Annotated in this window: 27 protein-coding genes; 10 read left to right on the plus strand and 17 right to left on the minus strand. The window is 75.1% G+C overall.

Annotation, left to right across the window (positions count from 1 at the left end):
- Positions 1 to 16: 16 nt before the first annotated feature.
- The 3 genes from K1Y72_RS34525 to K1Y72_RS34535 are packed head-to-tail and all read right to left on the minus strand — an operon-like array spanning position 17 to position 3,629.
- Positions 17 to 910, minus strand: coding sequence for a 3-hydroxyacyl-CoA dehydrogenase NAD-binding domain-containing protein (locus K1Y72_RS34525; protein ID WP_220170743.1), 894 nt, complete (start codon positions 908 to 910; stop codon positions 17 to 19).
- The gene (locus tag K1Y72_RS34530) at positions 907 to 2,868 is read right to left on the minus strand and encodes an acetoacetate--CoA ligase (RefSeq protein ID WP_308287374.1); all 1,962 of its coding nucleotides are present in this window, start codon (positions 2,866 to 2,868) and stop codon (positions 907 to 909) included. Before K1Y72_RS34530 ends, K1Y72_RS34525 begins: the two co-directional genes overlap by 4 nt.
- Positions 2,865 to 3,629 carry a crotonase/enoyl-CoA hydratase family protein gene (locus K1Y72_RS34535; RefSeq protein WP_220170744.1) on the minus strand — a complete coding sequence of 255 codons (765 nt, stop codon included), beginning with the start codon at positions 3,627 to 3,629 and terminating at the stop codon, positions 2,865 to 2,867. The genes K1Y72_RS34530 and K1Y72_RS34535 overlap by 4 nt, the downstream gene beginning before the upstream one ends.
- Before the next feature lie 111 nt (positions 3,630 to 3,740).
- On the opposite strand from K1Y72_RS34535, the gene K1Y72_RS34540 reads away from it, so the two are divergent.
- On the plus strand, positions 3,741 to 4,181 hold the full coding sequence (locus K1Y72_RS34540; RefSeq protein ID WP_220170745.1) for a MarR family winged helix-turn-helix transcriptional regulator: 441 nt from the start codon (positions 3,741 to 3,743) through the stop codon (positions 4,179 to 4,181).
- 18 nt (positions 4,182 to 4,199) lie between these two features.
- Here K1Y72_RS34540 and K1Y72_RS34545 read toward each other — a convergent pair whose 3' ends face one another.
- The 4 genes from K1Y72_RS34545 to K1Y72_RS34560 form a co-directional block, all read right to left on the minus strand.
- Positions 4,200 to 4,337 (minus strand): hypothetical protein, encoded by a 138-nt coding sequence (locus tag K1Y72_RS34545; protein WP_220170746.1) that lies wholly within the window; start codon positions 4,335 to 4,337, stop codon positions 4,200 to 4,202.
- Positions 4,334 to 4,780 (minus strand): hypothetical protein, encoded by a 447-nt coding sequence (locus tag K1Y72_RS34550; RefSeq protein ID WP_220170747.1) that lies wholly within the window; start codon positions 4,778 to 4,780, stop codon positions 4,334 to 4,336. The genes K1Y72_RS34545 and K1Y72_RS34550 overlap by 4 nt, the downstream gene beginning before the upstream one ends.
- Positions 4,781 to 5,084: 304 nt before the next feature.
- Positions 5,085 to 5,597, minus strand: a complete 513-nt coding sequence (locus K1Y72_RS34555) for a flavoprotein (RefSeq protein WP_220170748.1) — start codon at positions 5,595 to 5,597, stop codon at positions 5,085 to 5,087.
- 32 nt (positions 5,598 to 5,629) lie between these two features.
- Positions 5,630 to 5,872: a hypothetical protein gene (locus K1Y72_RS34560; protein WP_220170749.1), complete on the minus strand. Its 243-nt coding sequence runs from the start codon at positions 5,870 to 5,872 to the stop codon at positions 5,630 to 5,632.
- A 181-nt stretch (positions 5,873 to 6,053) separates the two neighbouring features.
- On the opposite strand from K1Y72_RS34560, the gene K1Y72_RS34565 reads away from it, so the two are divergent.
- Positions 6,054 to 6,845, plus strand: a complete 792-nt coding sequence (locus K1Y72_RS34565; RefSeq protein ID WP_220170750.1) for a DeoR/GlpR family DNA-binding transcription regulator — start codon at positions 6,054 to 6,056, stop codon at positions 6,843 to 6,845.
- Here the strand turns inward: K1Y72_RS34565 and galK are convergent.
- Complete coding sequence (galK, locus tag K1Y72_RS34570) at positions 6,842 to 7,966, minus strand: galactokinase (RefSeq protein ID WP_220170751.1); 1,125 nt, start codon at positions 7,964 to 7,966, stop codon at positions 6,842 to 6,844. The genes K1Y72_RS34565 and galK overlap by 4 nt on opposite strands.
- 212 nt (positions 7,967 to 8,178) lie before the next feature.
- Between galK and K1Y72_RS34575 the strand changes: the two genes are divergently transcribed.
- The 5 genes from K1Y72_RS34575 to galT all read left to right on the plus strand — a co-directional run bounded on the left by K1Y72_RS34575 (position 8,179) and on the right by galT (position 13,951).
- The gene (locus K1Y72_RS34575) at positions 8,179 to 9,267 is read left to right on the plus strand and encodes an ABC transporter substrate-binding protein (RefSeq protein WP_220170752.1); all 1,089 of its coding nucleotides are present in this window, start codon (positions 8,179 to 8,181) and stop codon (positions 9,265 to 9,267) included.
- 62 nt (positions 9,268 to 9,329) lie between these two features.
- A complete protein-coding gene (locus K1Y72_RS34580) occupies positions 9,330 to 10,880 on the plus strand; it encodes a sugar ABC transporter ATP-binding protein (protein ID WP_220170753.1) in 1,551 nt (516 codons plus the stop codon).
- 1 nt (position 10,881) lies between these two features.
- Positions 10,882 to 11,859 carry an ABC transporter permease gene (locus K1Y72_RS34585; protein ID WP_220170754.1) on the plus strand — a complete coding sequence of 326 codons (978 nt, stop codon included), beginning with the start codon at positions 10,882 to 10,884 and terminating at the stop codon, positions 11,857 to 11,859.
- Positions 11,856 to 12,866 carry an ABC transporter permease gene (locus tag K1Y72_RS34590; protein WP_220170755.1) on the plus strand — a complete coding sequence of 337 codons (1,011 nt, stop codon included), beginning with the start codon at positions 11,856 to 11,858 and terminating at the stop codon, positions 12,864 to 12,866. The genes K1Y72_RS34585 and K1Y72_RS34590 overlap by 4 nt, the downstream gene beginning before the upstream one ends.
- Positions 12,863 to 13,951 (plus strand): galactose-1-phosphate uridylyltransferase, encoded by a 1,089-nt coding sequence (galT, locus tag K1Y72_RS34595; protein WP_308287375.1) that lies wholly within the window; start codon positions 12,863 to 12,865, stop codon positions 13,949 to 13,951. The genes K1Y72_RS34590 and galT overlap by 4 nt, the downstream gene beginning before the upstream one ends.
- Here the strand turns inward: galT and K1Y72_RS34600 are convergent.
- Entirely contained in the window at positions 13,948 to 14,490 is a 543-nt protein-coding gene (locus tag K1Y72_RS34600) for a carboxymuconolactone decarboxylase family protein (protein ID WP_220170756.1), read from the minus strand. The genes galT and K1Y72_RS34600 overlap by 4 nt on opposite strands.
- Positions 14,487 to 15,389 (minus strand): SDR family NAD(P)-dependent oxidoreductase, encoded by a 903-nt coding sequence (locus K1Y72_RS34605; RefSeq protein WP_220170757.1) that lies wholly within the window; start codon positions 15,387 to 15,389, stop codon positions 14,487 to 14,489. Before K1Y72_RS34605 ends, K1Y72_RS34600 begins: the two co-directional genes overlap by 4 nt.
- 177 nt (positions 15,390 to 15,566) lie before the next feature.
- On the opposite strand from K1Y72_RS34605, the gene K1Y72_RS34610 reads away from it, so the two are divergent.
- Entirely contained in the window at positions 15,567 to 16,136 is a 570-nt protein-coding gene (locus K1Y72_RS34610; RefSeq protein ID WP_220170758.1) for a hypothetical protein, read from the plus strand.
- Between the two features lie 24 nt (positions 16,137 to 16,160).
- Here the strand turns inward: K1Y72_RS34610 and K1Y72_RS34615 are convergent, their stop codons facing one another.
- From K1Y72_RS34615 to K1Y72_RS34625, 3 genes are all read right to left on the minus strand, one after another.
- A complete protein-coding gene (locus K1Y72_RS34615; RefSeq protein ID WP_220170759.1) occupies positions 16,161 to 16,796 on the minus strand; it encodes a GNAT family N-acetyltransferase in 636 nt (211 codons plus the stop codon).
- 29 nt (positions 16,797 to 16,825) lie between these two features.
- Positions 16,826 to 17,581, minus strand: coding sequence for an SIR2 family NAD-dependent protein deacylase (locus tag K1Y72_RS34620; RefSeq protein ID WP_220170760.1), 756 nt, complete (start codon positions 17,579 to 17,581; stop codon positions 16,826 to 16,828).
- A 75-nt stretch (positions 17,582 to 17,656) separates the two neighbouring features.
- Entirely contained in the window at positions 17,657 to 18,211 is a 555-nt protein-coding gene (locus K1Y72_RS34625) for a ferritin-like domain-containing protein (protein ID WP_220170761.1), read from the minus strand.
- A gap of 135 nt (positions 18,212 to 18,346) precedes the next feature.
- Here K1Y72_RS34625 and K1Y72_RS34630 point away from each other — a divergent pair, with 135 nt between their 5' ends.
- Positions 18,347 to 18,838 carry a metallophosphoesterase family protein gene (locus K1Y72_RS34630; RefSeq protein WP_220170762.1) on the plus strand — a complete coding sequence of 164 codons (492 nt, stop codon included), beginning with the start codon at positions 18,347 to 18,349 and terminating at the stop codon, positions 18,836 to 18,838.
- A gap of 33 nt (positions 18,839 to 18,871) precedes the next feature.
- Here K1Y72_RS34630 and K1Y72_RS34635 read toward each other — a convergent pair whose 3' ends face one another.
- Complete coding sequence (locus tag K1Y72_RS34635) at positions 18,872 to 19,336, minus strand: TspO/MBR family protein (protein WP_220170763.1); 465 nt, start codon at positions 19,334 to 19,336, stop codon at positions 18,872 to 18,874.
- Between the two features lie 76 nt (positions 19,337 to 19,412).
- On the opposite strand from K1Y72_RS34635, the gene K1Y72_RS34640 reads away from it, so the two are divergent.
- A complete protein-coding gene (locus K1Y72_RS34640) occupies positions 19,413 to 20,360 on the plus strand; it encodes an aminoglycoside phosphotransferase family protein (RefSeq protein ID WP_220170764.1) in 948 nt (315 codons plus the stop codon).
- Positions 20,361 to 20,434: 74 nt separating this feature from the next.
- On the opposite strand, the gene K1Y72_RS34645 is transcribed toward K1Y72_RS34640, so the two are convergent.
- The 3 genes from K1Y72_RS34645 to K1Y72_RS34655 form a co-directional block, all read right to left on the minus strand.
- On the minus strand, positions 20,435 to 20,854 hold the full coding sequence (locus K1Y72_RS34645) for a DUF2752 domain-containing protein (RefSeq protein ID WP_220170765.1): 420 nt from the start codon (positions 20,852 to 20,854) through the stop codon (positions 20,435 to 20,437).
- Entirely contained in the window at positions 20,854 to 21,177 is a 324-nt protein-coding gene (locus K1Y72_RS34650; protein ID WP_220170766.1) for a CD225/dispanin family protein, read from the minus strand. Before K1Y72_RS34650 ends, K1Y72_RS34645 begins: the two co-directional genes overlap by 1 nt.
- Positions 21,178 to 21,641: 464 nt before the next feature.
- Positions 21,642 to 21,851 (minus strand): hypothetical protein (locus K1Y72_RS34655; protein WP_220170767.1); only part of this gene is annotated, 210 nt, incomplete at its 5' end.

Below are 21,851 nucleotides of genomic sequence, written 5' to 3' on the forward strand. Positions count from 1 at the left end.
GTCCTTCACAAGGGGATCACAGGTGGTCGGTGCGGGACTTGGCGGCGAGCAGGCCGGTGAGCAGGGCGTCGCGCTCGGCGGCGAGCGCGGCGGGGTCGGCGCCCGCGAGCTCCTCCTCGACCCCGGCGACGATCCGGGCGGTCAGCGCGGGGGACAGGCGCGGGTCGCCGAGGTCGTCCCACCAGTCCTCCATCGGCGGGCCGAGGTGCTCCAGGACGTGCGCGATGCCGCCGGGGCCGCCCGACAGGTGCTGGGTGAGGAAGGGGCCGAGCAGCGCCCAGCGCAGGCCGGGGCCGTTGGCGATGGCGGCGTCGATGTCGGCGACGCTCGCCGCGCCCTGCTCGACCAGCGCGTACGCCTCCCGCCAGAGCGCGGCCTGGAGCCGGTTGGCGAGGTGGCCGGGCAGCTCGCGGCGCACCCGGACCGGGCGCTTGCCGAGGCCCCGGTAGAACGCCAGGGCGGCCTCCACGGCGGCCTCGGCGGTCCGCGCGCCGGGGACGACCTCGACGAGCGGGACGAGGTGCGGCGGGTTGAAGGGGTGCCCGACGAGGACGCGCTCGGGGTGGCGGGCGCAGGCGCGCTGCAGGTCGGAGGGCTTCAGCCCGGACGAGCTGCTGGCGATGACGGTCGCGGGCGGCGCGGCCTCGTCGAGCGCGGCGAGGATCGCGTCCTTGACGGCGAGCCGCTCGGGCCCGTTCTCCTGGACGAAGTCCGCGCCGTCGGCGGCCTCGGCGGGCCCGGCGGCGAACTCCAGCGCGGCGTCGTCGGCGCCGTGGGCGCGCAGCGCGGCGCGCAGGGCGTCCTCGGCGCCGGGGGCGGGGTCGCCGGCGACGACGCGGTGGCCGTGCGCGAGGAACAGCGCGCTCCAGCTCGCGCCGATGGCGCCGGTCCCGATGACGGCGATCCTCACGGGGCGCTCCTTCCGGAGGCGGCGAAGGCGGCGAAGGCGTCCAGCGCGGCGGGGTCGGCGAGCGCGTCGCGGCTCGCGACGTCCTCGGGGCGGGCGCCGCGCAGGATGCGCTTCACCGGCACCTCCAGCTTCTTGCCGGTGCGGCCGCGCGGGATCGCCGGGACGGCGGTGATGGCGTCGGGCACGTGCCGGGGCGACAGCGCGCCGCGCAGCGCCGCGGCGATCCGGGCCCGCAGCGCGTCGTCCAGGCCGCCGGGGGCGGCGACGAACAGCAGCAGCTCGTCGCGGTCCTCCAGGTGCACCACGAGGCTGTCGGCGATCTCGGGCAGCTCCTCGACGACGCCGTAGAACTCGGCGGTGCCGAGCCGCACGCCGCCCCGGTTGAGGGTGGCGTCCGAGCGCCCGGCGACGACGGCGTGGCCCTCGGGCGCGAACCGCACCCAGTCGCCGTGCCGCCAGACGCCGGGGTAGCGGTCGAAGTAGGCGCCGCGGTACCGCGACCCGTCGGCGTCGCCCCAGAACCCGGTGGGCATCGACGGCATGGGCGCGGTGACGACGAGCTCGCCGAGCGCGCCGACGACGGGCGCGCCGTCCTCGTCGAAGGCGCGGGCGGCGACGCCGAGGCACGGCCCGGAGATCTCCCCGGCCCGCACCGGCTGGAGGGGGCCGCCCTGCAGGAGGCCGGTGCACACGTCGGTGCCGCCGCTGCCGACGTTCAGCAGGACGCGGTCGCCGAACCGCTCCAGCACCCACCGGTAGCCCTCGGGCGGCAGCGGGCTGCCCGCCGAGCCGAGCTGGCGGAGCCGCGCCAGGCCGAACTCGCGGGCCGGGTCGACGCCCGCGCGCCGGCACGCCATGAGGTAGCCGGGGCTGACGCCCATCAGCGTCGCTCCGGTCTCCTCGGCGAGCCGCCACTGCTCGCGCAGGTCGGGGTGCGCGGGGTCGCCGTCGATGAGGACGACCGAGGCGCGGAGCAGCAGCGCGGACACGAGCGCGTTCCACAGCATCCACGCGGTCGTGGAGAACCACAGCATCCGGTCGCCGGGCCGCAGGTCCCAGCTCAGGGCGTGGTTCTTCAGGTGCTCCAGCAGGATCCCGCCGTGCCGGTGCACGATCGCCTTCGGTTTGCCCGTCGTGCCCGAGGAGAACAGCACGAACAGCGGGTGGTCGAAGGGGACGGCGGCGAACTCCAGCGGGCCGGGCTCGGCGAGCAGCTCGCCCCAGGACGTCGCGTCCGGCAGGCTGTCCGACAGGGTGTGCGCGCCGTAGGGGACGTGCACGACGTGCGGGGTGCCGGGCAGGCCGTCGCGGATCGCGGCGACCTCGCCGCGCCGGTCGATGTCGCGCTCGCCGTAGCGGTAGCCGGCGACGGCGAGCAGCACCTTCGGTTCGAGCTGGGCGAACCGGTCGACGACGCTGCGCGGCCCGAACTCGGGCGCGCACGACGCCCAGACCGCGCCGAGGCTCGCCGTCGCCAGGAACGCCACGAGCGTCTCGGGGATGTTCGGCAGGTAGGCGGCGACGCGGTCGCCGCGCCCGACGCCGAGCCGGACGAGGCCCGCGCGGGCGCGCGCCACCTGCTCGCGCAGCTCCCCGAAGGTCAGCTCGACCGGCGGGCGCGTCTGCGAGCGCGCGACGACGGCGACGTCGGCGTCGTCCCCGCCGAAAGCGTGCTCGGCGTAGTTGAGGGTCGCGCCGGGGAACCATTCGGCGCCCGGCATCGCGGCGCTGCGGAGCGCCTCCTCGGGCGGGGTGTGCGCCCGGACGCCGAAGAAGTCCCAGATCGAGGTCCAGAACCCGGCCAGGTCGGTGACCGACCACTCCCACAGCGCGGGGTAGCCGTCGAACGCGAGGCCGCGCTCGTCCTCCAGCCAGCGCAGGTAGCGGCCGATCTCGCTGGTGTCGCGCGCGTCCGGCGCCGGCGTCCAGATCGGCGCGGCGCCCGTCCCGGCCGTCACCGCGTCACCTTGGACGCGCGGTGCTCCAGGAAGGCGCGCATGCGCTCCTGGGCGTCGGTGCTGGTGGAGGCGACCGCCGCCATCAGCGACTCCATGAGGTAGCCCTGCGCGGGGGCGGCCTCGGCGATGCGCGGCAGCGCCTGGAGCACGGCGAAGTTGGTGAGCGGGGCGTTGGCGGCGATGCGCTCGGCGAGCTCCATCGCCTTGGGGAGGCCCGCGCCGTCGTCGACCAGGTAGTGCGACAGGCCGATCGCCTGGCCGTCGGCGGAGTCGTGGACGCGGCCGGTCAGCATCATGTCGGCCATGCGGTGCGCGCCGACCAGGCGCGGCACGCGCACCGAGGCGCCGCCGCCGACGAACAGGCCGCGCTGCCCCTCGGGCAGGGCGTAGAACGCCGACGTCTCGGCGACGCGGAGGTGCGCGGCCGCCGCCAGCTCCAGGCCGCCGCCGATGACGGCGCCCTTCAGCACCGCGACGACCGGGACGCGGCCGCCCTCGATGCGGTCGAAGACCCGGTGCCACATCAGCGAGTGCTCCAGCGCCTCCTCGGTGGTGCGCTCGGTCAGCTCCGACAGGTCGAGCCCGGCCGAGAAGTGCTCGCCCTCGGCGTCCAGGACGATCGCGCGCACGCCCTGCGGCGGCGCGGCGAAGAACTCCTCCAGCCGCAGGATCGTCCCGTCGTCGAGCGCGTTGCGCTTGGCCGCCCGGGTGAGGCGGACCACCGCCACCTCGCCGTGCCGCTCGACGGTCGTCGTGCCCATGCCGTACCCCCTCCAATAACAGGAATCCTGATTATTAGGGTGGTATCGACGTTTGGCAAGGGGGTCTGCGCTATCCTCTCCGTCAGGAATCCTGAGTTTTTGGAGTGTGCGATGGTCCCGGCGGCGCCGTCCCTGCTGTACTCGGTCAAGCAGGTCGAGCTCGCCACGCGGGCGCGCCTGGACGAGCTGGTGCGGCCCGCCGGCATCACCGCGCTGCAGTACACCGCGCTCACCGTGCTGGAGCGGCGGGACGGGATGAGCGGAGCCGAGCTCGCCCGCAACTCCTTCGTCACGCCCCAGTCGATGGCCGACCTCGTCGGCGCGCTGGAGCGCCGGCACCTGGTCGCGAAGGCGCCCGACCCGGCGAACCGGCGCCGCCACCTCATCTGCCTGACCCGCGCCGGCCGCGACCTGCTCGCCGAGTACGCCGGCCCGGTCCGCGCCCTGGAGGACGCCATGCTCGCGGGCTTCACCGCCCACGAGCGCGACACCTTCCGCGCCTTCCTCAACCGCTGCCGCGCCGCGCTGGCCGCCGCGGAGCCGGACCGGTAGCACCGGCCCGGCGGGCGGCTACTCGACGAGCGCGACGCGGATCGCGACGCCGTTGGCCTTGCCGGCATCGAGGTCGTAGTCGACGCTGACCGTCCAGCGGTCGTGGCCGGTCCCGGCGCCGCGGTCCTGGAGGGACTCGTACTCGTCGGCGGTCACGACGCCTCCCGCCCGCCGCCGAGCGGGAAGCGCGCGAGCTCGGCGGACGCCCCGGCGGTGCGCAGCCCGTCCAGCCCCTCCGGGGCGCCCATCAGCGCCAGGTGGTCGGCGCCGTCCAGGTCGGGCACCACGACGGTGAACGCGCCGCGCGGTCGGCCCGCCCGGACGCGCCGCAGCGTCGCCTCGGGCGCCGCCGAGAACACCTCGACGGTCGGGTCCATCGGGTCGGCCATGACCCGGCGGTGCAGGGTCCGCCCGCCCGGGTCGCGGACCTCGACCCAGAAGCCGCGCCGCCCCTCGTACCCGTCGAGCTCGTCGGTCGGCGGGGCGGGCATGTCGACGCGGTCCGCCGACAGCAGCCGCGGCCGCCGCCCCTCGTAGGTGAAGCGGAGCCGGACGGCTCCTCGCCCCCGTGGCGCTCCGCTCCTCGGTCCTTCGCTCATTTCGGCCCCTTTCCGGCCTCGTGCGTCTCCGAACACGAAAGGGCGTCTGAAAGGATTTCCCGCGTGGAACGTGCGCATGCGAAAAAGCACGCCCGGCGCATTGGAACCCCCCGACACCGTGTGCTGACGGTGCTGAGAACCCCCAGGTCCCGCCGCCGGTGCGCGCCGCGTCAGCCGGCGCGGCACTCCTTTTCCATCGGACCCCCGTCCTCCGTCACCCTCATCACGGGACGGGCCGGGGGAGCCGTTCAAAGGAGGGGTGTCCGTATCCGGCCGCCCTTTTCGGGAACCGTTCGGGAAAGGATCAGGAAAGGGCGTCCAGGAGGCGCTGCCAGGGGAAGTCCTGCGGGCGCGCCGGGCCGAGGTCGTCGGCGGTCAGCACCGTGACGCCCCACGACCGCAGCCGCTCCAGGCTCTCCTGGAACGCCGGGTGCGCCATGTGGGCGCGGTTGCTGTAGGGCGCGGCGACGATCGGCAGGCCGAGCCCGTACGCCTCGACGAGGTAGCCGAGGGCGACGCCGTCGCAGAGGCCCGCCGCCCACTTGTTGACGGTGTTGACGGTGGCGGGCGCGACGGCGAGCGCCGTCGGCGGGGGCAGGACGTCGGGCTCGCCGGGCTGCTTGTAGTCGCTGCGGACCGGGTACCCGGTCAGCTCCTCCAGCCGCTCGACGTCCACGAACCGGCGGCCGTAGGCGGTGGTGAGGACGCACACCGTCCAGCCCCGCGCACGGGCGAGCGCGACCATGTCGGGGGCGTGCGCGGCGAGCGGCGAGCCGCAGCAGACGAGGTAGAGCACCCGCTCGGTCGCGTCGGTCATGGGCCGCGACGCTACCACCGGGCGCGCGGGCGTCAGCCGACCGCGTCGGCCTCCAGGTCGGTCATCGCCGACTGCACCGCCGAGCAGGGCCAGGTCTCGTCGTCGTCGGGGTTCGGGCACTCGGCGCCCTCGACCGCGGGCGGCGGGTGCTCGGCGAGGGTGCGGAGGACGACGTTCAGCTGCAGCGCCCGGTCACCGTCGGTGCTGGGGTTGTCGCGGAGCTGGGCGGCCATGTGGACGGCCGTGCGGTACTGCGTGGGGTCGATCTCGGTCATGAAGGGCGTGTCCTCGGGCCGGGGGGCGTCGCCGGTGGGCGTCGCCCGATTGTGGCAGCCCGGGACGGCCCGCACCAGCGGCGCCGCGGGGCCTCGCGCGGGCGCGGTCTGGCATCATCGAGCGTGTTCCCGTGTTCCTGACCGTTGCCCACCCGTCGTCGCAGAGGCCGGAAGCGCTCGCATGACCCGTCGTCCCGGATTCGCCGCCGAGCGGCGCCAGCGGTTGCTGGAGCTGGTGCGCGCCAACGGCGCGGTGTCGCTCCGCGACCTCGCGACCGCGGTGCAGGCGTCGGAGGTCACCGTGCGCCGCGACATCCGCGCGCTGGAGGCCGAGGGGCTGCTCGACCGGCGGCACGGCGGCGCGATGGCGCTCGGCGGCCTGTCGTGGGAGCCGACGTACCAGCAGAAGGCGCAGGTCGCCGCCGCCGAGAAGGCCGCGATCGCGCGGGCCGCCGCCGAGCTGCTGGAGGAGGGCGACGCCGTCGTCATCGGCGCCGGCACCACCACCCGCGAGCTGGCGCGCGAGCTGGTGGGGTTCCGCGCGCTCACCGTCGTCACCAACTCGCTGCTCGTCGCGCAGGTGCTCGCCGAGTCGCCGGGCGTGGAGGTCGTGGTGACCGGCGGCTCGCTCCGCGGCTCCATCCACGCCCTGGTCGGCGGCGCCGCCGAGCAGACGCTCGCGAGCCTGCGGGTGCGGCTGGCGTTCATCTCCGGCAACGGCCTCACCGCCGAGCGGGGCCTGTCCACCCCCAACATGCTGGTCGCGGGCGTGGACCGGGCGCTCGTGCACGCCGCCGAGGAGGTCGTCGCGCTGGTCGACCACACCAAGATCGGTGTGGACACGATGGTGCAGACGGTGCCCGCCGACCGGATCGCCCACCTGGTCACCGACGCCGCCGCGCCGAAGGACGAGCTCGCCGCCCTGGAGGCGCTCGGCGTCCGGGTCCGCATCGCCGGCCGGCGCGGCCCTTAGAGGCGCCGCGCCCCGGCGGCCGGCGCGACGCGGTGGACGTGCGGGTCGCGGCCGGCGAGCGCGTCCCGGACGGCGGCGGTCACCGCGGCGGCGTCCGGCTCATCGGCGAGCACCAGCACCGACCCGCCGAAGCCGCCGCCGACCATGCGCGCCCCGTGCGCGCCCGCACCGAGCGCGGCCTCGACCACCGCGTCCGCCTCGGGCCACGACACCGCGAAGTCGTCGCGCAGCGAGGCGTGCGAGGCGGTGAGCAGCGGGCCGAGGACGGGTCCGGGCGCGGGGGAGGAGCGCAGCGCCGCGACGGCCTCGTGCACGCGCGCGTTCTCGGTCACCACGTGCCGGGCGCGGCGCCGCAGCAGCGGGTCGGCGAGCGCCGCGACGCCCGCCTCGTCGGCCTCGCGCAGCGACGCGACGCCGAGCGCGGCGGCGGCGCGCTCGCACTCGGCGCGGCGGGTGGCGTAGTCGCCGCCCGCCAGGGCGTGCGCGGCGCGGGTGTCGACGACCAGCGCGGCGAGCCCGGTGAACGGCAGCGGCACCTGCTCGACGTCGCCGGTGCGGCAGTCCAGCAGGACGGCGTGGCCGGGCGCGGCGAGCAGCGACGCCGTCTGGTCCATGATCCCGCAGGGCACGCCGACGAAGTCGTTCTCGGCGCGGCGGGCGATCCGCGCGAGCTCGGCGCGCGAGGCGTCCGGCGCGTACAGCTCGGCGAGCGCGAGCGCCGTCGCGCACTCCAGCGCCGCCGACGACGACAGGCCCGCGCCCTGCGGCAGGTCGGCGTCCACCAGCAGGTCCGCGCCGCCTGGCTCCCGGACGCCGCCGAGCGCCCAGGCGACGCCCGCCGGGTAGGCGGCCCAGCCGTCGACGGCGCCCGGCCGCAGCGCGTCCAGCGGGATCGTCCAGGCGCCGTCGGCCTGCCGCGACCGCAGCGTGAGGACGCGGTCGCCGCGGCGCGCGGCGGCGACCGTGACGCCGAGGTCGATCGCGAACGGCAGCACCCAGCCCTGGTTGTGGTCGGTGTGCTCGCCGATGAGGTTGACCCGGCCCGGGGCGCGCCACACGCAGTCGGGCGGCCGCCCGTGGACGGCGGCGAAACGGTCGGCGAGCGGATCGGCGAGCGGCATGGGGGTGGATCCCTTTCGGGCGGGGCGGCTCCGGCCGGACGAGTCTGGCAGGAACGATCAAACTCTGTCACCACCCCGCCGCGCGCGCGTCCGGTGTCCCTTCCAGGCCGTTCGCCTTCCGCCGGATGTCGTTATCTGATCGGGATTGACAGAAACTGATCGCGGGTGCCTGAATGGCGGGCACCACCCCCGCTCGTGAAAGGACCTCGGGCATGCTCGACCTCGCCAGGCCAGGCGCTCGCCTGAAGACCGTCCTCGCCGTCTCCTCCGCGCTCGCCCTCGCCGTCAGCGGGTGCGCCAAGTCCGAGGACGACGACAAGGGCACCGCCTCCCCGCAGAACAGCCAGGCCCAGCAGCAGGTCACCGCGACCGCCGCCGCCGGCGCGACCTGCACGCTGGACAAGTTCGGCGGCAAGAAGTTCGACCCGAAGTCCGGGGTCGTCGGCTTCTCCCAGTCGGAGAAGGAGGCCAACCCGTTCCGCATCGCCGAGACCGGCTCGATCAAGGACGAGGCGAAGAAGACCGGCGTCTCGGGGCTGCGCGCCACCAACGCCCAGTCCCAGTTCGGCAAGCAGATCTCCGACGTGCAGCAGCTCATCGCGCAGGGCGCGCAGGCCCTGGTCATCGCGCCGCTGAACTCCGACGGCTGGCAGCCGGTGCTCGCCCAGGCCGCCGCCAAGAAGATCCCGATCATCACCGTCGACCGCAAGATCAACGCCACGCCCTGCAAGGACTACCTGACCTTCATCGGGTCGGACTTCGTCGCCCAGGGGCGCCGCGCCGCCGACCAGATGGCCAAGGCGCTCGGCGGCAAGGGCAAGGTCGCGATCCTGCTCGGCGCCGCCGGCAACAACGTCACCACCGAGCGCACCCAGGGCTTCAAGGACGAGATCAAGGCCAAGGCGCCCGGCATCCAGGTCACCTTCGAGCAGACCGGCGAGTTCACCCGCGAGAAGGGCCAGTCGGTCACCGAGCAGCTCGTCCAGTCCCACCCCGACATCGACGCCATCTACGCCGAGAACGACGAGATGGCGCTCGGCGCCGTCACCGCGCTGAAGGGCGCCGGCAAGAAGCCCGGCGAGGTCAAGATCGTGTCGGTGGACGGCACGCACGCCGCCGTCCAGGGCATCGTCGACGGCTGGATCTCCGCCGTCATCGAGTCCAACCCCCGGTTCGGGCCGCTGGCCTTCCAGACGCTCACCAAGTTCCTGAACGGCGAGCCGATCCCCGAGAAGGTCACCATCAGCGACCGCGAGTACGACTCCTCCAACGCCAAGCAGGCCCTGGACTACGCGTACTGACCGCCGCGGGCGGCGCGCCCCCGCCGGCGCGCCGCCCGCCGGAGTTCCCTGGAGAGAGGCCCGTGGCCGCACCACCCCCCGACCCCCCGCTGATTCAAGCCACCGGCATCGTCAAGCGCTTCCCCGGCGTCCTCGCGCTCGACGGGGTGTCGTTCGAGCTGCGCGCCGGGCAGGCGCACGCCCTCGTCGGCGAGAACGGCGCCGGCAAGTCGACCCTGCTGAAAGTGCTGACCGGCGTGTACCGGCCCGACGCCGGCGAGCTGCGCGTCGCCGGCGCGCCGGCCGCGTTCGGCTCGCCGGTCGACGCCCAGCGCGCCGGCGTGCAGGCCATCCACCAGGAGATCGGCCTCGTCCCGCTGATGAGCGTCGCCCGCAACCTGCTGCTCGGCCGCGAGCCGCGCACCCGGCTCGGCCTCATCGACGTGCGCGCGCTGCACCGCCGCGCCGAGGAGCTGCTGCGCCCCTACGGGGTGGAGGTGGACGTGCGCCGCCCGCTCCGCTCGTTCGGCGTCGGCACCCAGCAGATGGTCGCGCTCGCCCGCGCGGTGTCGGTGGACGCCCGCGTCGTCGTCATGGACGAGCCGACCAGCTCCCTGGAGCCGCGCGAGGTCGACACCCTGTTCGGCGTCATCGGCGGCCTGCTGGAGCAGGGCATCGCCGTCGTCTACGTCAGCCACCGCATGGACGAGCTGTTCCGCGTCTGCGAGAGCGTCACCGTCCTGCGCGACGGCCGCCTCGTGCACACCGGCCCGCTCGCGGACCTGGACCGGCTCCGCCTGGTGTCGCTGATGCTCGGCCGCGACATGGCCGAGGTCCGCGCCGAAGGGCTCACCCGCTTCTCCGGCGAGCACGGTTCCGGCGACCACGGGCGCGCCGCGGACACGCCGGTGCTGGAGGCGCGCGGCCTCACCGTCCGGCACCGCATCGCCGACGTGTCGGTGACGGTGCGGCCCGGCGAGGTCGTCGGCCTCGGCGGCCTGCTCGGGTCGGGCCGCACCGAGACCGCCAAGGCGATCGCCGGGGCGCTGCCGCTGGACGCCGGGACCGTCGCCGTCGCCGGCCGCGCGCTGCGCCGCCCGACGGCGGCGAGCACGACCCGCGCCGGCGTCGCGCTGCTGCCCGAGGACCGCAAGGCCGAGGGCATCGTCCCGGCGCTGTCGATCCGCGAGAACATCGCGCTCGCCGCGCTGCCCGCCCTCTCCCGCGCCGGCCTCGTGTCGGACGCGCGCATCGACCGCGTCGTGGACGTCTTCATGAAGCGGCTGCGCATCAAGGCGTCCTCGGTGCACCAGCCGGCCGGCGAGCTGTCGGGCGGCAACCAGCAGAAGGTGCTGCTCGCCCGCTGGCTCGCCACCGGCCCGAAGGTGCTGCTGCTGGACGAGCCGACGCGCGGCATCGACGTCGGCGCCAAGGCCGAGGTGCAGGCGCTCATCGAGGAGCTCGCCGGGGAGGGCCTCGGCGTCCTGCTCATCTCCTCCGACCTGGAGGAGCTCGTGGAAGGCTCCGACCGCGTCCTGGTGCTGCGCGACGGCGCCGTCGCCGCCGAGCTGTCCGGCGGCGAGGTCACCGAGCACGGCGTCCTCGCCGCGATCGCCGCCGAAGGGGAGGACTGACATGGCCGACGTGAAGGCGGCCCCGGCGGCGCCCGCGCGGACCGGATGGGACCGTTCCCGCGCGCTGTCGTGGCTGCAGGACTACGGCGTCTACGCCTCGGTGGCCCTGCTGCTGGTGTTCAACGCGGTGTTCACGCCGCACTACCTGGAGGCCGGCAACTTCCGCACCCAGCTCGTCCAGGTCGCGCCGATCGTCATCGTCTCGCTCGGCATGGCGCTCGTCATCGGCACCGAGGGCGTGGACCTGTCGGTCGGGTCGGTGATGTCGCTGTCGGCGGCGATGCTGACCCTCTACCTCGGGTACGGCCTGGTCCCCGCGCTGCTCGTGGCGCTGCTGGGGGGCGCGGCGTCGGGCGCGGTCGGCGGCGCCATGGTCGCCTTCCTCGGCGTGCAGCCGATCGTGGCGACGCTGGCGCTGCTCGTCGGGCTGCGCGGCCTCGCCAACGTGCTCGTCCCGCAGCTGAAGGAGTTCCGCGACCCCGGCCTGCTGGAGCTCGGCGGCGGCTCGGTCGGCGGCGTCCCCTACGTGGTGCTGGTCGCGGCCGCCGTCACCGTCGCGGTCGGGTTCGCGATGCGCCGCACGACGTTCGGGCGGCGGCTCGTCGCGATCGGCGGGAACCGCCGGGCGGGCGAGCTGTCCGGCCTGCCGGTGAAGCGGGTGCTGGTGCTCGTCTACGTCGTGTCGGGCGTGCTCGCCGCGCTCGCCGGGGTGCTGTCCACCGCCCGCATCCAGGCCGCCGACCCGACGTCGCTCGGGCTGCTCATGGAGCTGTCGGCGATCACCGCGGTCGTCGTCGGCGGCACCCCGCTGACCGGCGGCCGGGTCCGCGTCGCCGGCACCGTCATGGGGGCGCTGCTGATGCAGCTGCTCACCTCGACCCTGACCAAGCACGACCTGCCCTCGTCCTGGACGCAGATGGTGCAGGCCGTCATCATTCTCGGCGCCGTGTACGCGGCGAGGCAGCGGGTGACGCGATGACCTCGGCCACCACCGTCCCGCCCGCGGCGGACGCCGCCGCGGCCGGCGGCCGGGCGCGCGCCGAGCGCGCCGGGCACCTCCTCCAGCAGCACGGCGCGCTGATCGTGCTGGTGCTCGTCGGCGCCGTGTCGGCGGTCGCCTTCCCCGACTTCGCCGGGGGCGCGAACCTCGCCAACCTGGCCGTCGCCGCGTCCTTCACCGCGATGATCGCCGTCGGCATGACGTTCGTCATCATCACCGGCGGCATCGACCTGTCGGTCGGCTCGCAGTTCGCGCTCGGCGGCGTCCTCGCCGCGTGGGCGTCCCAGTACGGGTGGGTCCCCGCCCTGCTGCTGCCGCTCGCGGTGTGCGGCACCTTCGGGCTCGTCCAAGGGACGATCATCGCGCGGACCGGCATGGCGCCGTTCATCGTCACCCTCGCCGGGCTGCTCGGCGCCCGCGGCCTCATGCTGGCGATCTCCGACGAGGGCGCCGACACCTACCTGGTGAAGAGCGCGGCGTTCGCCCGCCTCGGGCAGGGCACGCTGCTCGGCCTGGCGTACCCGGTGTACGCCGCCCTCGCGCTGTTCGCGCTCGGCGGGCTGCTGCTCCGCCGCGCCCGGTTCGGCCAGTACGTGTTCGCGCTCGGCGGCGCCGCCGACTCGGCGCGCCTGATGGGCGTGCCGGTGGCGCGCGTCACCGCCGCGGTCTACGTGCTGACCGGGCTGCTCGCGGGCCTCGCGGGCGCGCTGAACGCGGCCCGGCTGTCGTCGGGCGTCACCATCCTCGGCACCGGCATGGAGCTGGACGTCATCGCCGCCGTCGTCATCGGCGGGACGCTGCTCACCGGCGGCGCGGGCGCGCTGTCGGGCACCCTGGCGGGCGTGCTGCTGCTCGGGGTGATCCAGAACGTCATCAACCAGATCGGCAGCCTGACCTCGGCCTACCAGCAGGTGGTGAGCGGCGCGTTCCTCGCCGTGGTCGTGGTCGTCCAGCGGTACCTGAGCCGGGTGCAGAGGCTGTCGTGACGGTCGACACGAGAGAGGACGGGACCCTGGACGGGGACGCGCAGCGGGCGGTGCGGCTGGCCGACGGCCGGGAGCTGATCTACTTCGACGACGGGCCCGGCCACGACCGGTCCGCCCGCGACCGGCGCGACCTGCCGCCGTTCGCCCCGTCCTCGCAGCTGCGCCTGGACCCGCTGCTGGACGAGTGGGTCATCGTCGCCGCGCACCGCCAGCACCGCACGAACCTGCCGGCCGCCGACGCCTGCCCGCTCTGCCCGTCGGCGGGCGGGCGCCGCACCGAGATCCCCGCGCCGGGCTACCACGTCGTGACGTTCGAGAACCGCTACCCCTCGCTCGGCGGCCCGCCCGCGGGCGGCCGCTGCGAGGTGGTGTGCTTCACCGACGAGCACGGCTCGTCGTTCTCGGCGCTGCCCGACCGGCGGCTCGCCACCGTCGCGCGCGCCTGGACGCACCGCACCCGCGAGCTGTCGCGGCTGCCGGGCGTGCGGTACGTGTTCGTGTTCGAGAACCGCGGCGACGAGATCGGCGCGACGCTCCAGCACCCGCACGGGCAGATCTACGCCTACCCGTTCGTCCCGTCGCGGGTGGCGCGCGCCGCCGAGGTCGCCCGCCGCTACCGCGAGGAGCGGGGCGGTTGCCTGCCGTGCGCGGTGGTGGCGGCCGAGCGGGCGGGCGGCCGGGTCGTCGCCGAGACCGGCCGGTTCGTGGCGTTCGTGCCCGAGGCGGCGCGCTGGCCCTTCGAGGTGCACATCCACCCGCTGCGGCACGCGGCGTCGCTGCCCGACCTCGCCGAGGACGAGCAGGCGGAGCTGATGGCGCTGTACCGGGACGTGCTGCGCCGCTTCGAGGGCCTGTTCGAACGGCCCGCCCCCTACATGGCGCACCTGGACCAGGCGCCGGTCGGCGGCGACGCCGGTCTCGCGCACCTGTCGATGCGGGTTTTCACCCCGCGCCGCGCCGCCGACAAGCTGAAGTACCTGGCGGCGAGCGAGTCCGGCGCGGGCGCGTTCATCAACGACGTGCTGCCCGAGGACGCCGCCCGGATGCTGCGGGTGGCGGGGAGTAGCGGGCCGGGCGCGGTCTAGCGGCGCGGCACGTCGGGCTGGACGCGGAGCGCGGTGATGACGGTGGCGAGCATCTCGTAGTGGCCGACGAGCATGCAGAGCTCGACGCACTGGGACGGCGTGAGGTGGGCGCGCAGCTCCGTCCACGTCGCGTCGTCCAGGTCGCGGTGCTCGTGCAGGGAGTCGGCGGCGGCGAGCAGCGCGCGCTCGCGGGCGCTCCAGCCGGCGGCGCCCGGCCCGCGCCGCAGCCGCTCCACGTCGGCGGCGGTGACGCCGGCGCGGCGGCCGAGGCGGACGTGGTGGTCGAACTCGTAGGCGCAGTCGCGCAGGTGCGCGACGCGCAGGATGAGCAGCTCGCTCTCGCGGCGCGGCAGCCGCCCGCCGGGCATGAGCCGCCCGGCGAACCACATCCAGCCGCGGAACAGGCCGCGCTGGCGGGCGAGGGTGGCGAACAGGTTCGGCGGGTTCGTCCCGGCGACGAGGCCCGACGCCTGGCAGGCCAGCCAGTTGGCCGTCCCGATCTCGCGGCGGCCGCCCGGCGCGACGCGCGGCCCGCTCACCCGGCGGCCTCGCCGGCGGACTCGCTCGCGTGCGCGGTGGGCGGCTGCGGGGTGGTGAGCTCGATGGCCTCGGTGCGGGCGATCTCCAGCGCGTCGGCGAGGCGGCGGCGGCTCAGCGCGCTCGCCACGACGGGCTGGGCGAGCATCCGGACCGGCAGCACCGCGCGCACCCAGCGGGGCGCGACGACGCGCCGCGAGCGGAGCGCGATGCCGCGTTCGAGGGCGCCGATGCCCGCCTCCAGCGGCGCGACGCGGGTGAGGCGGCCCGCGAGCGAGCCCTTCCCGGCCAGCCGCTCGGTGGCGCGGGTGGCGAACCCGCGCGTCGTCATGTCGGTGTCGAGCTCGGCGAAGTAGGCGACGCCGGCCTTGGCGCCCGACGGCCGCAGCTCCAGCGCCAGGGTGTCGCCGAGCGCCTCGGCGGCGGCCTTGGAGGCGCTGTAGGCGCCGAGCAGCGGCAGCTTGACCGCCGCCGCCAGCGACGACACCACCAGGGCGTACCCGCGCGGGTGGCTGATGTGCGGGCCGGCGGCGCGCAGCGTGTGGAAGACGCCGAGCACGTTGACCCGCAGGGTGTCCTCCAGGACCGCGGGGTCGCCGCCGACGATGGGCATCTGCCCGGCGGTGCCGGCGTTGGCGACGACGACGTCCAGGCCGCCGAGGGCCTCGACGGCGTGGGCGACCGCGGCCTCGACCTGCGCCAGGTCGCGGACGTCGCACTCGCGCCAGGGCGCGTCCCCGCAGTCGCGGGCGACCTCGGCGAGCGGGCCGGGCTCCAGCCCGGCGAGCGCGACGCGCGCCCCGCGGGCGTGCAGCCGCCGCGCGAGCGCGGCGCCGATGCCGCGCGCGGCACCGGTGATGAGGACGCGCCGGCCGGCGAGGGCCGCGGTGTAGTCGGTCACGGGGGCACCCTAGCCCAATCGAACACCAATGTTCATCTACCGTGAGCGACCTGTTCGCCCCGGTTCGTAACGGGACGGAGGTTCCGCCGCCGGCCGCGACCTTCCAGTATTGACATGTCGGTGCTCTTCATTCTAAGTTCGACATGTCACTTAAGGAATATCGAACGGATCGCGCCCATGAACTACGTGCTCACCTTCCTGCCCTGGATCGTCTACGCGGTGCTGCCGTCCGGGCAGTGGCAGTGGGCCGCCCTCGCCGGGCTCGCCGTCGCCCTCGGGGTGATCGTCCGGCAGCGCGCGGCGGGCGCCGGCCCCGACGCGCTGGTCATCGAGATCGGCTCGGCGGCGTTCTTCGCGGTGCTGGCGGCGATCGCGTTCGCCGACCCGCACTCGCCGGTGCACCCCTACTCGCCCGCCCTGTCCTCGGGCGTCCTCGCGGTGATCGCCGGCGCCTCGCTCGCGGCGCGGCGGCCCTTCACCCTCGGCATCGCCAAGCGGAGCACGCCGCGCGAGTTCTGGGACCAGCCGCTGTTCGTGCGCACCAACGTCGTCCTCACCGCCGTGTGGACGGCGGCGTTCGCCGTCACCGCCGCGATCCTCGCGGCCCTGGCGCACGCCGGCCAGGGGCACTCGGCCGCCGCGGTCGCGGTGCAGGTCGCCGGGTTCGTGCTGCCGATCGCGTTCACCCTGCGCTACGTGGCGGCCGTGCAGGCCCGCGCCCAGCGCCTGGCCGCGGGCGGGAGCTGAGCGCGGGCGGGACGGCGCGGCCGGTCAGCCCGCGTGCGGCGCGCGCCACATCAGCCAGACGGGCGGCGCCCCCTTGCCCGGCAGCGGCAGCTCCCGCGTCACCCGGAACCCGAACCGCTCGTAGTAGGGCACGTTGTCGGGCTTGGACGACTCCAGGTAGGCGGGCGTCCCGTCGGCGTCGCAGCGCTCCAGCCGCGAGCGCAGCAGGGCGCCGCCGAGGCCATGCCCCTGCGCGGGCGGGTCGGTGCCGAGCAGCGCGAGGAACCAGTGCGGCTCGGCGGGGTGCTCGGCCTCGATGGCGCCGAGGGCGCGCAGCGCCGCCGGCAGCCGCGTCCCGAGGCCGCGCAGCAGCGGCACGGCGTGCCGGAACTGCGTGCCGAACGGCACCTTCCACGCGCCGGGCGGATCCCACAGCGCGCACGCCTCGGCGCCGCCGCCGCGTCCCGCCGCCTCGGTCGCCCCGTGCGGCAGGTGGACGTGCTCCAGCAGGATCGCGAACACCGCCGCGAGGCGCCGCCCGCGGGTGCCCTCGTCGGGCAGGATCCACGCCCACACCGGATCGTCGTGGAAGGCGCGGGCGAGGACGCCCGCCAGCTCGGGAACGTCCTCGGCCCGCGCCGCGCCCACCGTCGTCATCGCCTCGCCCTCCGCCGGAGTCACGGCGATCTTGATGCGGCCGCGGGCGGCCGTCAACCCCGCCCGAGCCGCTCCCGCAGCAAGCCGCAGATGCGCGGCAGCGCCGTCCCGATCGGCTCGCGGACGACCTCGTCCGCCAGGTCGTCGTAGGGCGTCGGATCGCGGTTGACGACGACCAGCGGCACGCCCGCCCGGACCGCCAGCCCGCACAGCCCCGCCGCCGGCTCCACCGACAGCGAGCTGCCGACGGCCAGCATCAGCCGGCTCGCCTGCGCGATCGCGGCCGCCTGCCCGAGCACGGCCCGGTCCAGGAACTGCCCGAACATCACGATCGACGGCTGGACGACGCCCCCGCACGCGCCGCACGCCGGATCGTCCTGCCCGATGACGTCGCCGATCGGGACGATGGCGTGGCAGTGCGTGCACTCGGCCGACTCCATGTTGCCGTGCAGCTCCAGCACCTTGCGTGCCGTCGAACCGGCCTTCTGGTGCAGGCCGTCGACGTTCTGGGTGAGGACGCGGACGGCGACCCCGGCGGCCTCCAGCTCGGCGAGCGCGACGTGCGCGGCGTTCGGCCGCACGTCCCCGGCGGCGCGCAGCTCGGCGAACGCGCGCCAGAAGCGGCGCCGCCCGTCCGCGTCGTTCAGGAAGTGCTTGCGGGTGAACAGCCCGGCCAGCGAGGGGTCCTTGGTCCAGATGCCCTCGGGGCCGCGGTAGTCGGGGATCCCCGAGTCGGTGGAGATGCCGGCGCCGGTGAGGACGGCGACGCGCGTGGCGCCCCGCGCCCAGGAGGGGAGGTGCGTGCCCATGCGGCAACGGTAGGAGCGCGTCCCCCGCACGGGCCACGGGTTTTCCGGCCCCGCCGCGGCGGGGCCGGGCCCGGTCTAGCGGTCCTGCGCGGCGAGGTCCTTGGGGAGGCGCTCCAGGAGGCCGCGCAGGTCGTCGGCGTGGTCCTCCTCGTCGGCGAGCAGCTCCTCGAAGACGCGGCGGGTGGTCGGGTCCTTGTCCCCGAGCCACTGCACGATCTCGGTGTAGGAGGCGATCGCGACGCGCTCGGCGACCAGGTCCTCCTTGATCATCTCGACCAGGTCGGTGCTCGCGTCGTAGGCGGTGTGCGCCCGCCCCGCCAGGATCTCGGGATCGAAGTCGGGCTCCCCGCCGAGCTGGGTGATGCGCACCGCGAGCTTGTCGGCGTGCTCCTGCTCGTCCTTGGCGTGCTCGGCGAACTCCCCGACGACCGCCTCGGAGTGGATGCCGGTCGCGGTGTAGTAGTGCCGCTTGTAGCGCAGCACGCAGACGATCTCCGTCGCGAGCGCCTCGTTGCAGACCTGGATCACCCGCTCCAGGTCGGCGCCGTAGGCCGCGGTGATCGGCCCCTTGTCGATCTCCTGGCGGGCGCGCTCGCGCAGCGTGGTCAGATCGGTCAGGAACTCGGCCATGCGCGCTGTCTCCTTCGGACGGCTGGTCGGACGTGCCGCAGGGATGATCGCCCGGGCGGCGCTGCGGTAAAGCCATCGCCCGCCCAAGAATCCCCCGGCCACCGCGCGCACCGGCGGGCGCGCGACAATGGGCCGATGAGAGTCGTGGTGCTGTCCGACACCCACGCGCCGCGCCGCTGGAAGGGGTGCCCGCCGCGCGTCGCCGAGCACCTGCGCGGCGCCGACGCGATCCTGCACGCCGGCGACGTGTGCGTCCCCGGCGTGCTCGACGAGCTGGCCGCCCACGCGCCCGTGCACGCCGTCCTCGGCAACAACGACGGCCCGGACGTCGCCGCCTGGGGCGCGCCCGAGACCCTCGAGCTCGACCTGGCCGGCCTGCCCGTCGCGATGATCCACGACAGCGGGCAGGCGCGCGGCCGCACCGCCCGCATGCGGCGCCGCTTCCCCGGCGCCGCCCTCGTCGTCTTCGGCCACTCGCACATCCCGCTCGACGAGACCGGCGACGGCGTCCGCGTCTTCAACCCCGGCTCGCCCACCGACCGCCGCCGCCAGCCCCACGGCACGATCGGCCTGCTCGACATCGAGGACGGCGTCCTCCTGCGCGCCGAGATCGTCCCGGTGACCTGACGTCCCGCCGTCCGCGCGGACGGCGCCGTCACCTCACGGGTTGCGCCGCACGATGGCGGCGTTCAGCGCCGTCGCGAACGCCGTCCAGCCCGCGTAGGGCAGCAGCAGCGCGCCGGCCGCGCGGTCGGCGCGCCAGGCGCGCCGCACCAGCACCGCGTTCGCCGCGTTCAGCACCGCGATCTCGGCGAGCGCGGCCCTGGGCTTCCGCGCGGCGAAGAACAGCGGCGTCCACGCCGCGTTCAGCACGAGGTCGGCGGCGAGCGCGCGGCGCACCCGGCCGCGCTCGGCACCGTCGCCCGCCCGGTCGAGCGCGCGGGCGCCCGCGTAGGCGATCAGGCCGTACAGCGGCGTCCACACCAGCGGGAAGGCGGCGGGGGGCGGCTGCCAGGACGGCTTGTCCAGCCGCTCGTACCACGTCGATCCCGGCCCCGCCGAGACCGAGCCGAGGGCGGCGGCCCCGGTCACCGCGAGCGAGGTCTTCCACAGCGTTCTGCTCATGCCGCGCCCGTACCCGGGCCCGGCGGCGCTAAAAAATCTACATCGTAAAGCCGGTCGGGCTTGTCAGACTGGCAGGGTGGCGGACATCCAGGATGGCACCCTGACGGGCACGCGGATGAGCTGGTGGGCGGCGCCCGCGATGGTGCGCCGCGAGGTCGAGGTCTTCCTCGGCGGCCGGGTGGTCGAGGCGGTGTCCCGGCCCGGCGGCTCCGCCCCGGGCGTCGCGGCCCGGCTCCGCACCGCCGGCGGCAGGCGCGCCTTCGTCAAGGCCGCCGGCCGCGACCTGGACCCCGCCGGGCCCCGGCTGCACCGCACCGAGGCCCGCATCGCCGGCCGGCTCCCGGCCACCGCGCCCGTCCCGGTCTTCCTCGGCTCGATCGACCTCGGCGGCTGGGTGACGCTGCTGTTCGAGGACGTGGACGGACGCCCGCCGCACCAGCCGTGGGCACCGGCCGAGCTGGACCGCGTCCTCGCCGCCCTCACCGTCCTCGCCGCCGAGCTGACGCCCGCGCCCGCCGCCGTCCCGACCGCCGCCGAACGGCTCGGCGAGGAGTTCCAGGGCTGGCGGCGCCTGGCCGAGGGCGACCGAGCCGATCTCGACCCCTGGCTCGCCGCGCACCTGGACGATCTCGCCGAGCGCGAGCCGTCCTGGGCGGAGGCGGCCGCGGGCGACACCCTCGCGCACGCCGACGTCCGCGCCGACAACCTGCTGCTCACCGGCGACCGGGTGGTCTTCGCGGACTGGCCCCGGGCGTGCCGCACGGTGCCCTGGTTCGACCTGCTGGCGATGCTGCCGGGCGTGCGGCTGCAGGGCGGCCCGCCGCCCGCCGAGCTGTTCGCGGCGCACCCGCTGTCCGCGGGCGCCGACGAGGAGGCGGTGACGGCGGTCCTGTCCGCCCTGGCCGGGCACCTGATCTGGTCGAGCCGCCTCCCGCCGCCGCCCGGAGCACCGACCGTCCGGGCGTTCCAGGCCGCCCAGGGCGAGATCGCCCTCGCCTGGCTGCGCGACCGCACCGATCCCTGACCCCGGCGGCGTCCGGGCACGCGAAGGGGCGCCCGTCCCGAAGGACCGGCGCCCCCGCTCGTCCCGCTATCGCCTCACGCCGCCAGCACGTGCCCGAACGGCAGGTTCCGCACCAGCCAGAACACCATCACGGCGGCGAACAGCAGCCAGATCAGCCGCGGATCACCGGCCTTGGTGCGCGTCGGCCGCCCCTGCCAGGACGCGAGCGCCCACCGGCCCCAGAAGAAGGCCAGCACGGGCACCATCGCCACCGTCATCACGTTGAGGCCGAGCGCCTCGCCGAGCCGGCCGTGCCCGAGCGCGTGCAGGACGCGCAGCGTCCCGCAGCCCGGGCACTGGTAACCGGTCGCCCAGAGGAACGGGCACGTCGGATAGTGCCCGCCCTCGTTGGGATCGACCAGCGACACGAAGACGACGACCCCGGCCGCCAGCCCCAGCACGCCGGCCGGCCGCCAGATCCGGCGCACCGGACCCGTGCGGGGCGCGGCGACCATCAGTAGGTGGAAGGGCTGTTGTCGGCGCTCATCACCCCGGCCACGAGGAGCACGATGTAGATGGCCGCGATCAGCAGGCCGCCCACCGCGGACACGATGGACCAGATCTTGGCGTTGTTGGCCGAGCTCATGGCACCGGCGTAGTCGCCGGTCGCCCACTTGGAGTTGACCTGCGCGGCGAAGATGATCGCCACGACGCCGGCCGGCAGGCAGCAGAAGATCGTCGTCAGGATCGCCCAGACCAGGTGGTTGCTCGGCGGCGGCTGCGCCGGCTGCCCGTAGCCCCCGGGAGCTCCGTAACCGGGCGGCGGGTAGTAACTCATGCGGACCGTCCTCCAAGACCGGGTGATACGTCGGTGAGATAGACGGTCCCGCTCCCCGGATCGTTCATGATCAAGATGGGCGGGACACGTGACCTGCGGGACAGATCTTCCGGACCGCAGGCATCGAAAACGGCACGATGCGGTAACAGTCGACCGTCAAGATCGGTCGGTGTGGCGTTCAGCCCCGGATCGGGGGTAGGGCGGTACGTTCGGCAGCCACCCGCTTCCGCCGCACAGGAGCACGACCGATACCCGCCAGCCGGGCGACGACCTCCGTCTCCGCGCACGGGGCGTCTCCACGCAGAGGACGCTGCAACCGACACCGGCGCCCGACCCTCCAAGATCCCGGCCCACGGGCCGGCAGGCGGTCGGCTTGACATGCTGCCGCGGACCGCGTAAGTTAACTCCTCGCCCCCAGAGGGATGCAGGACGCCGTGTACGACGGTGGCCGGCCCAGGGGACCATCAACCGGCTCGACGCGACGTGACCCTGTCACGTCCGCTGTGCTGTGCGGTGAATTTCAGATCGCGAACGTCGTTTTGACAAACGCGCAGGATCTGATGAAATGGCAACAGCCGCCCGGGAAGGGAACGCGAAAGCGGACCCGGAAACGGCGGAATCGGAGAAGAACGGGAAATTGACAGCCCGAACGGATCTGATAAAGTAAATGAGTC

The organism is Actinomadura parmotrematis (genome assembly GCF_019458805.1).
GTDB lineage: Bacteria > Actinomycetota > Actinomycetes > Streptosporangiales > Streptosporangiaceae > Spirillospora > Spirillospora parmotrematis.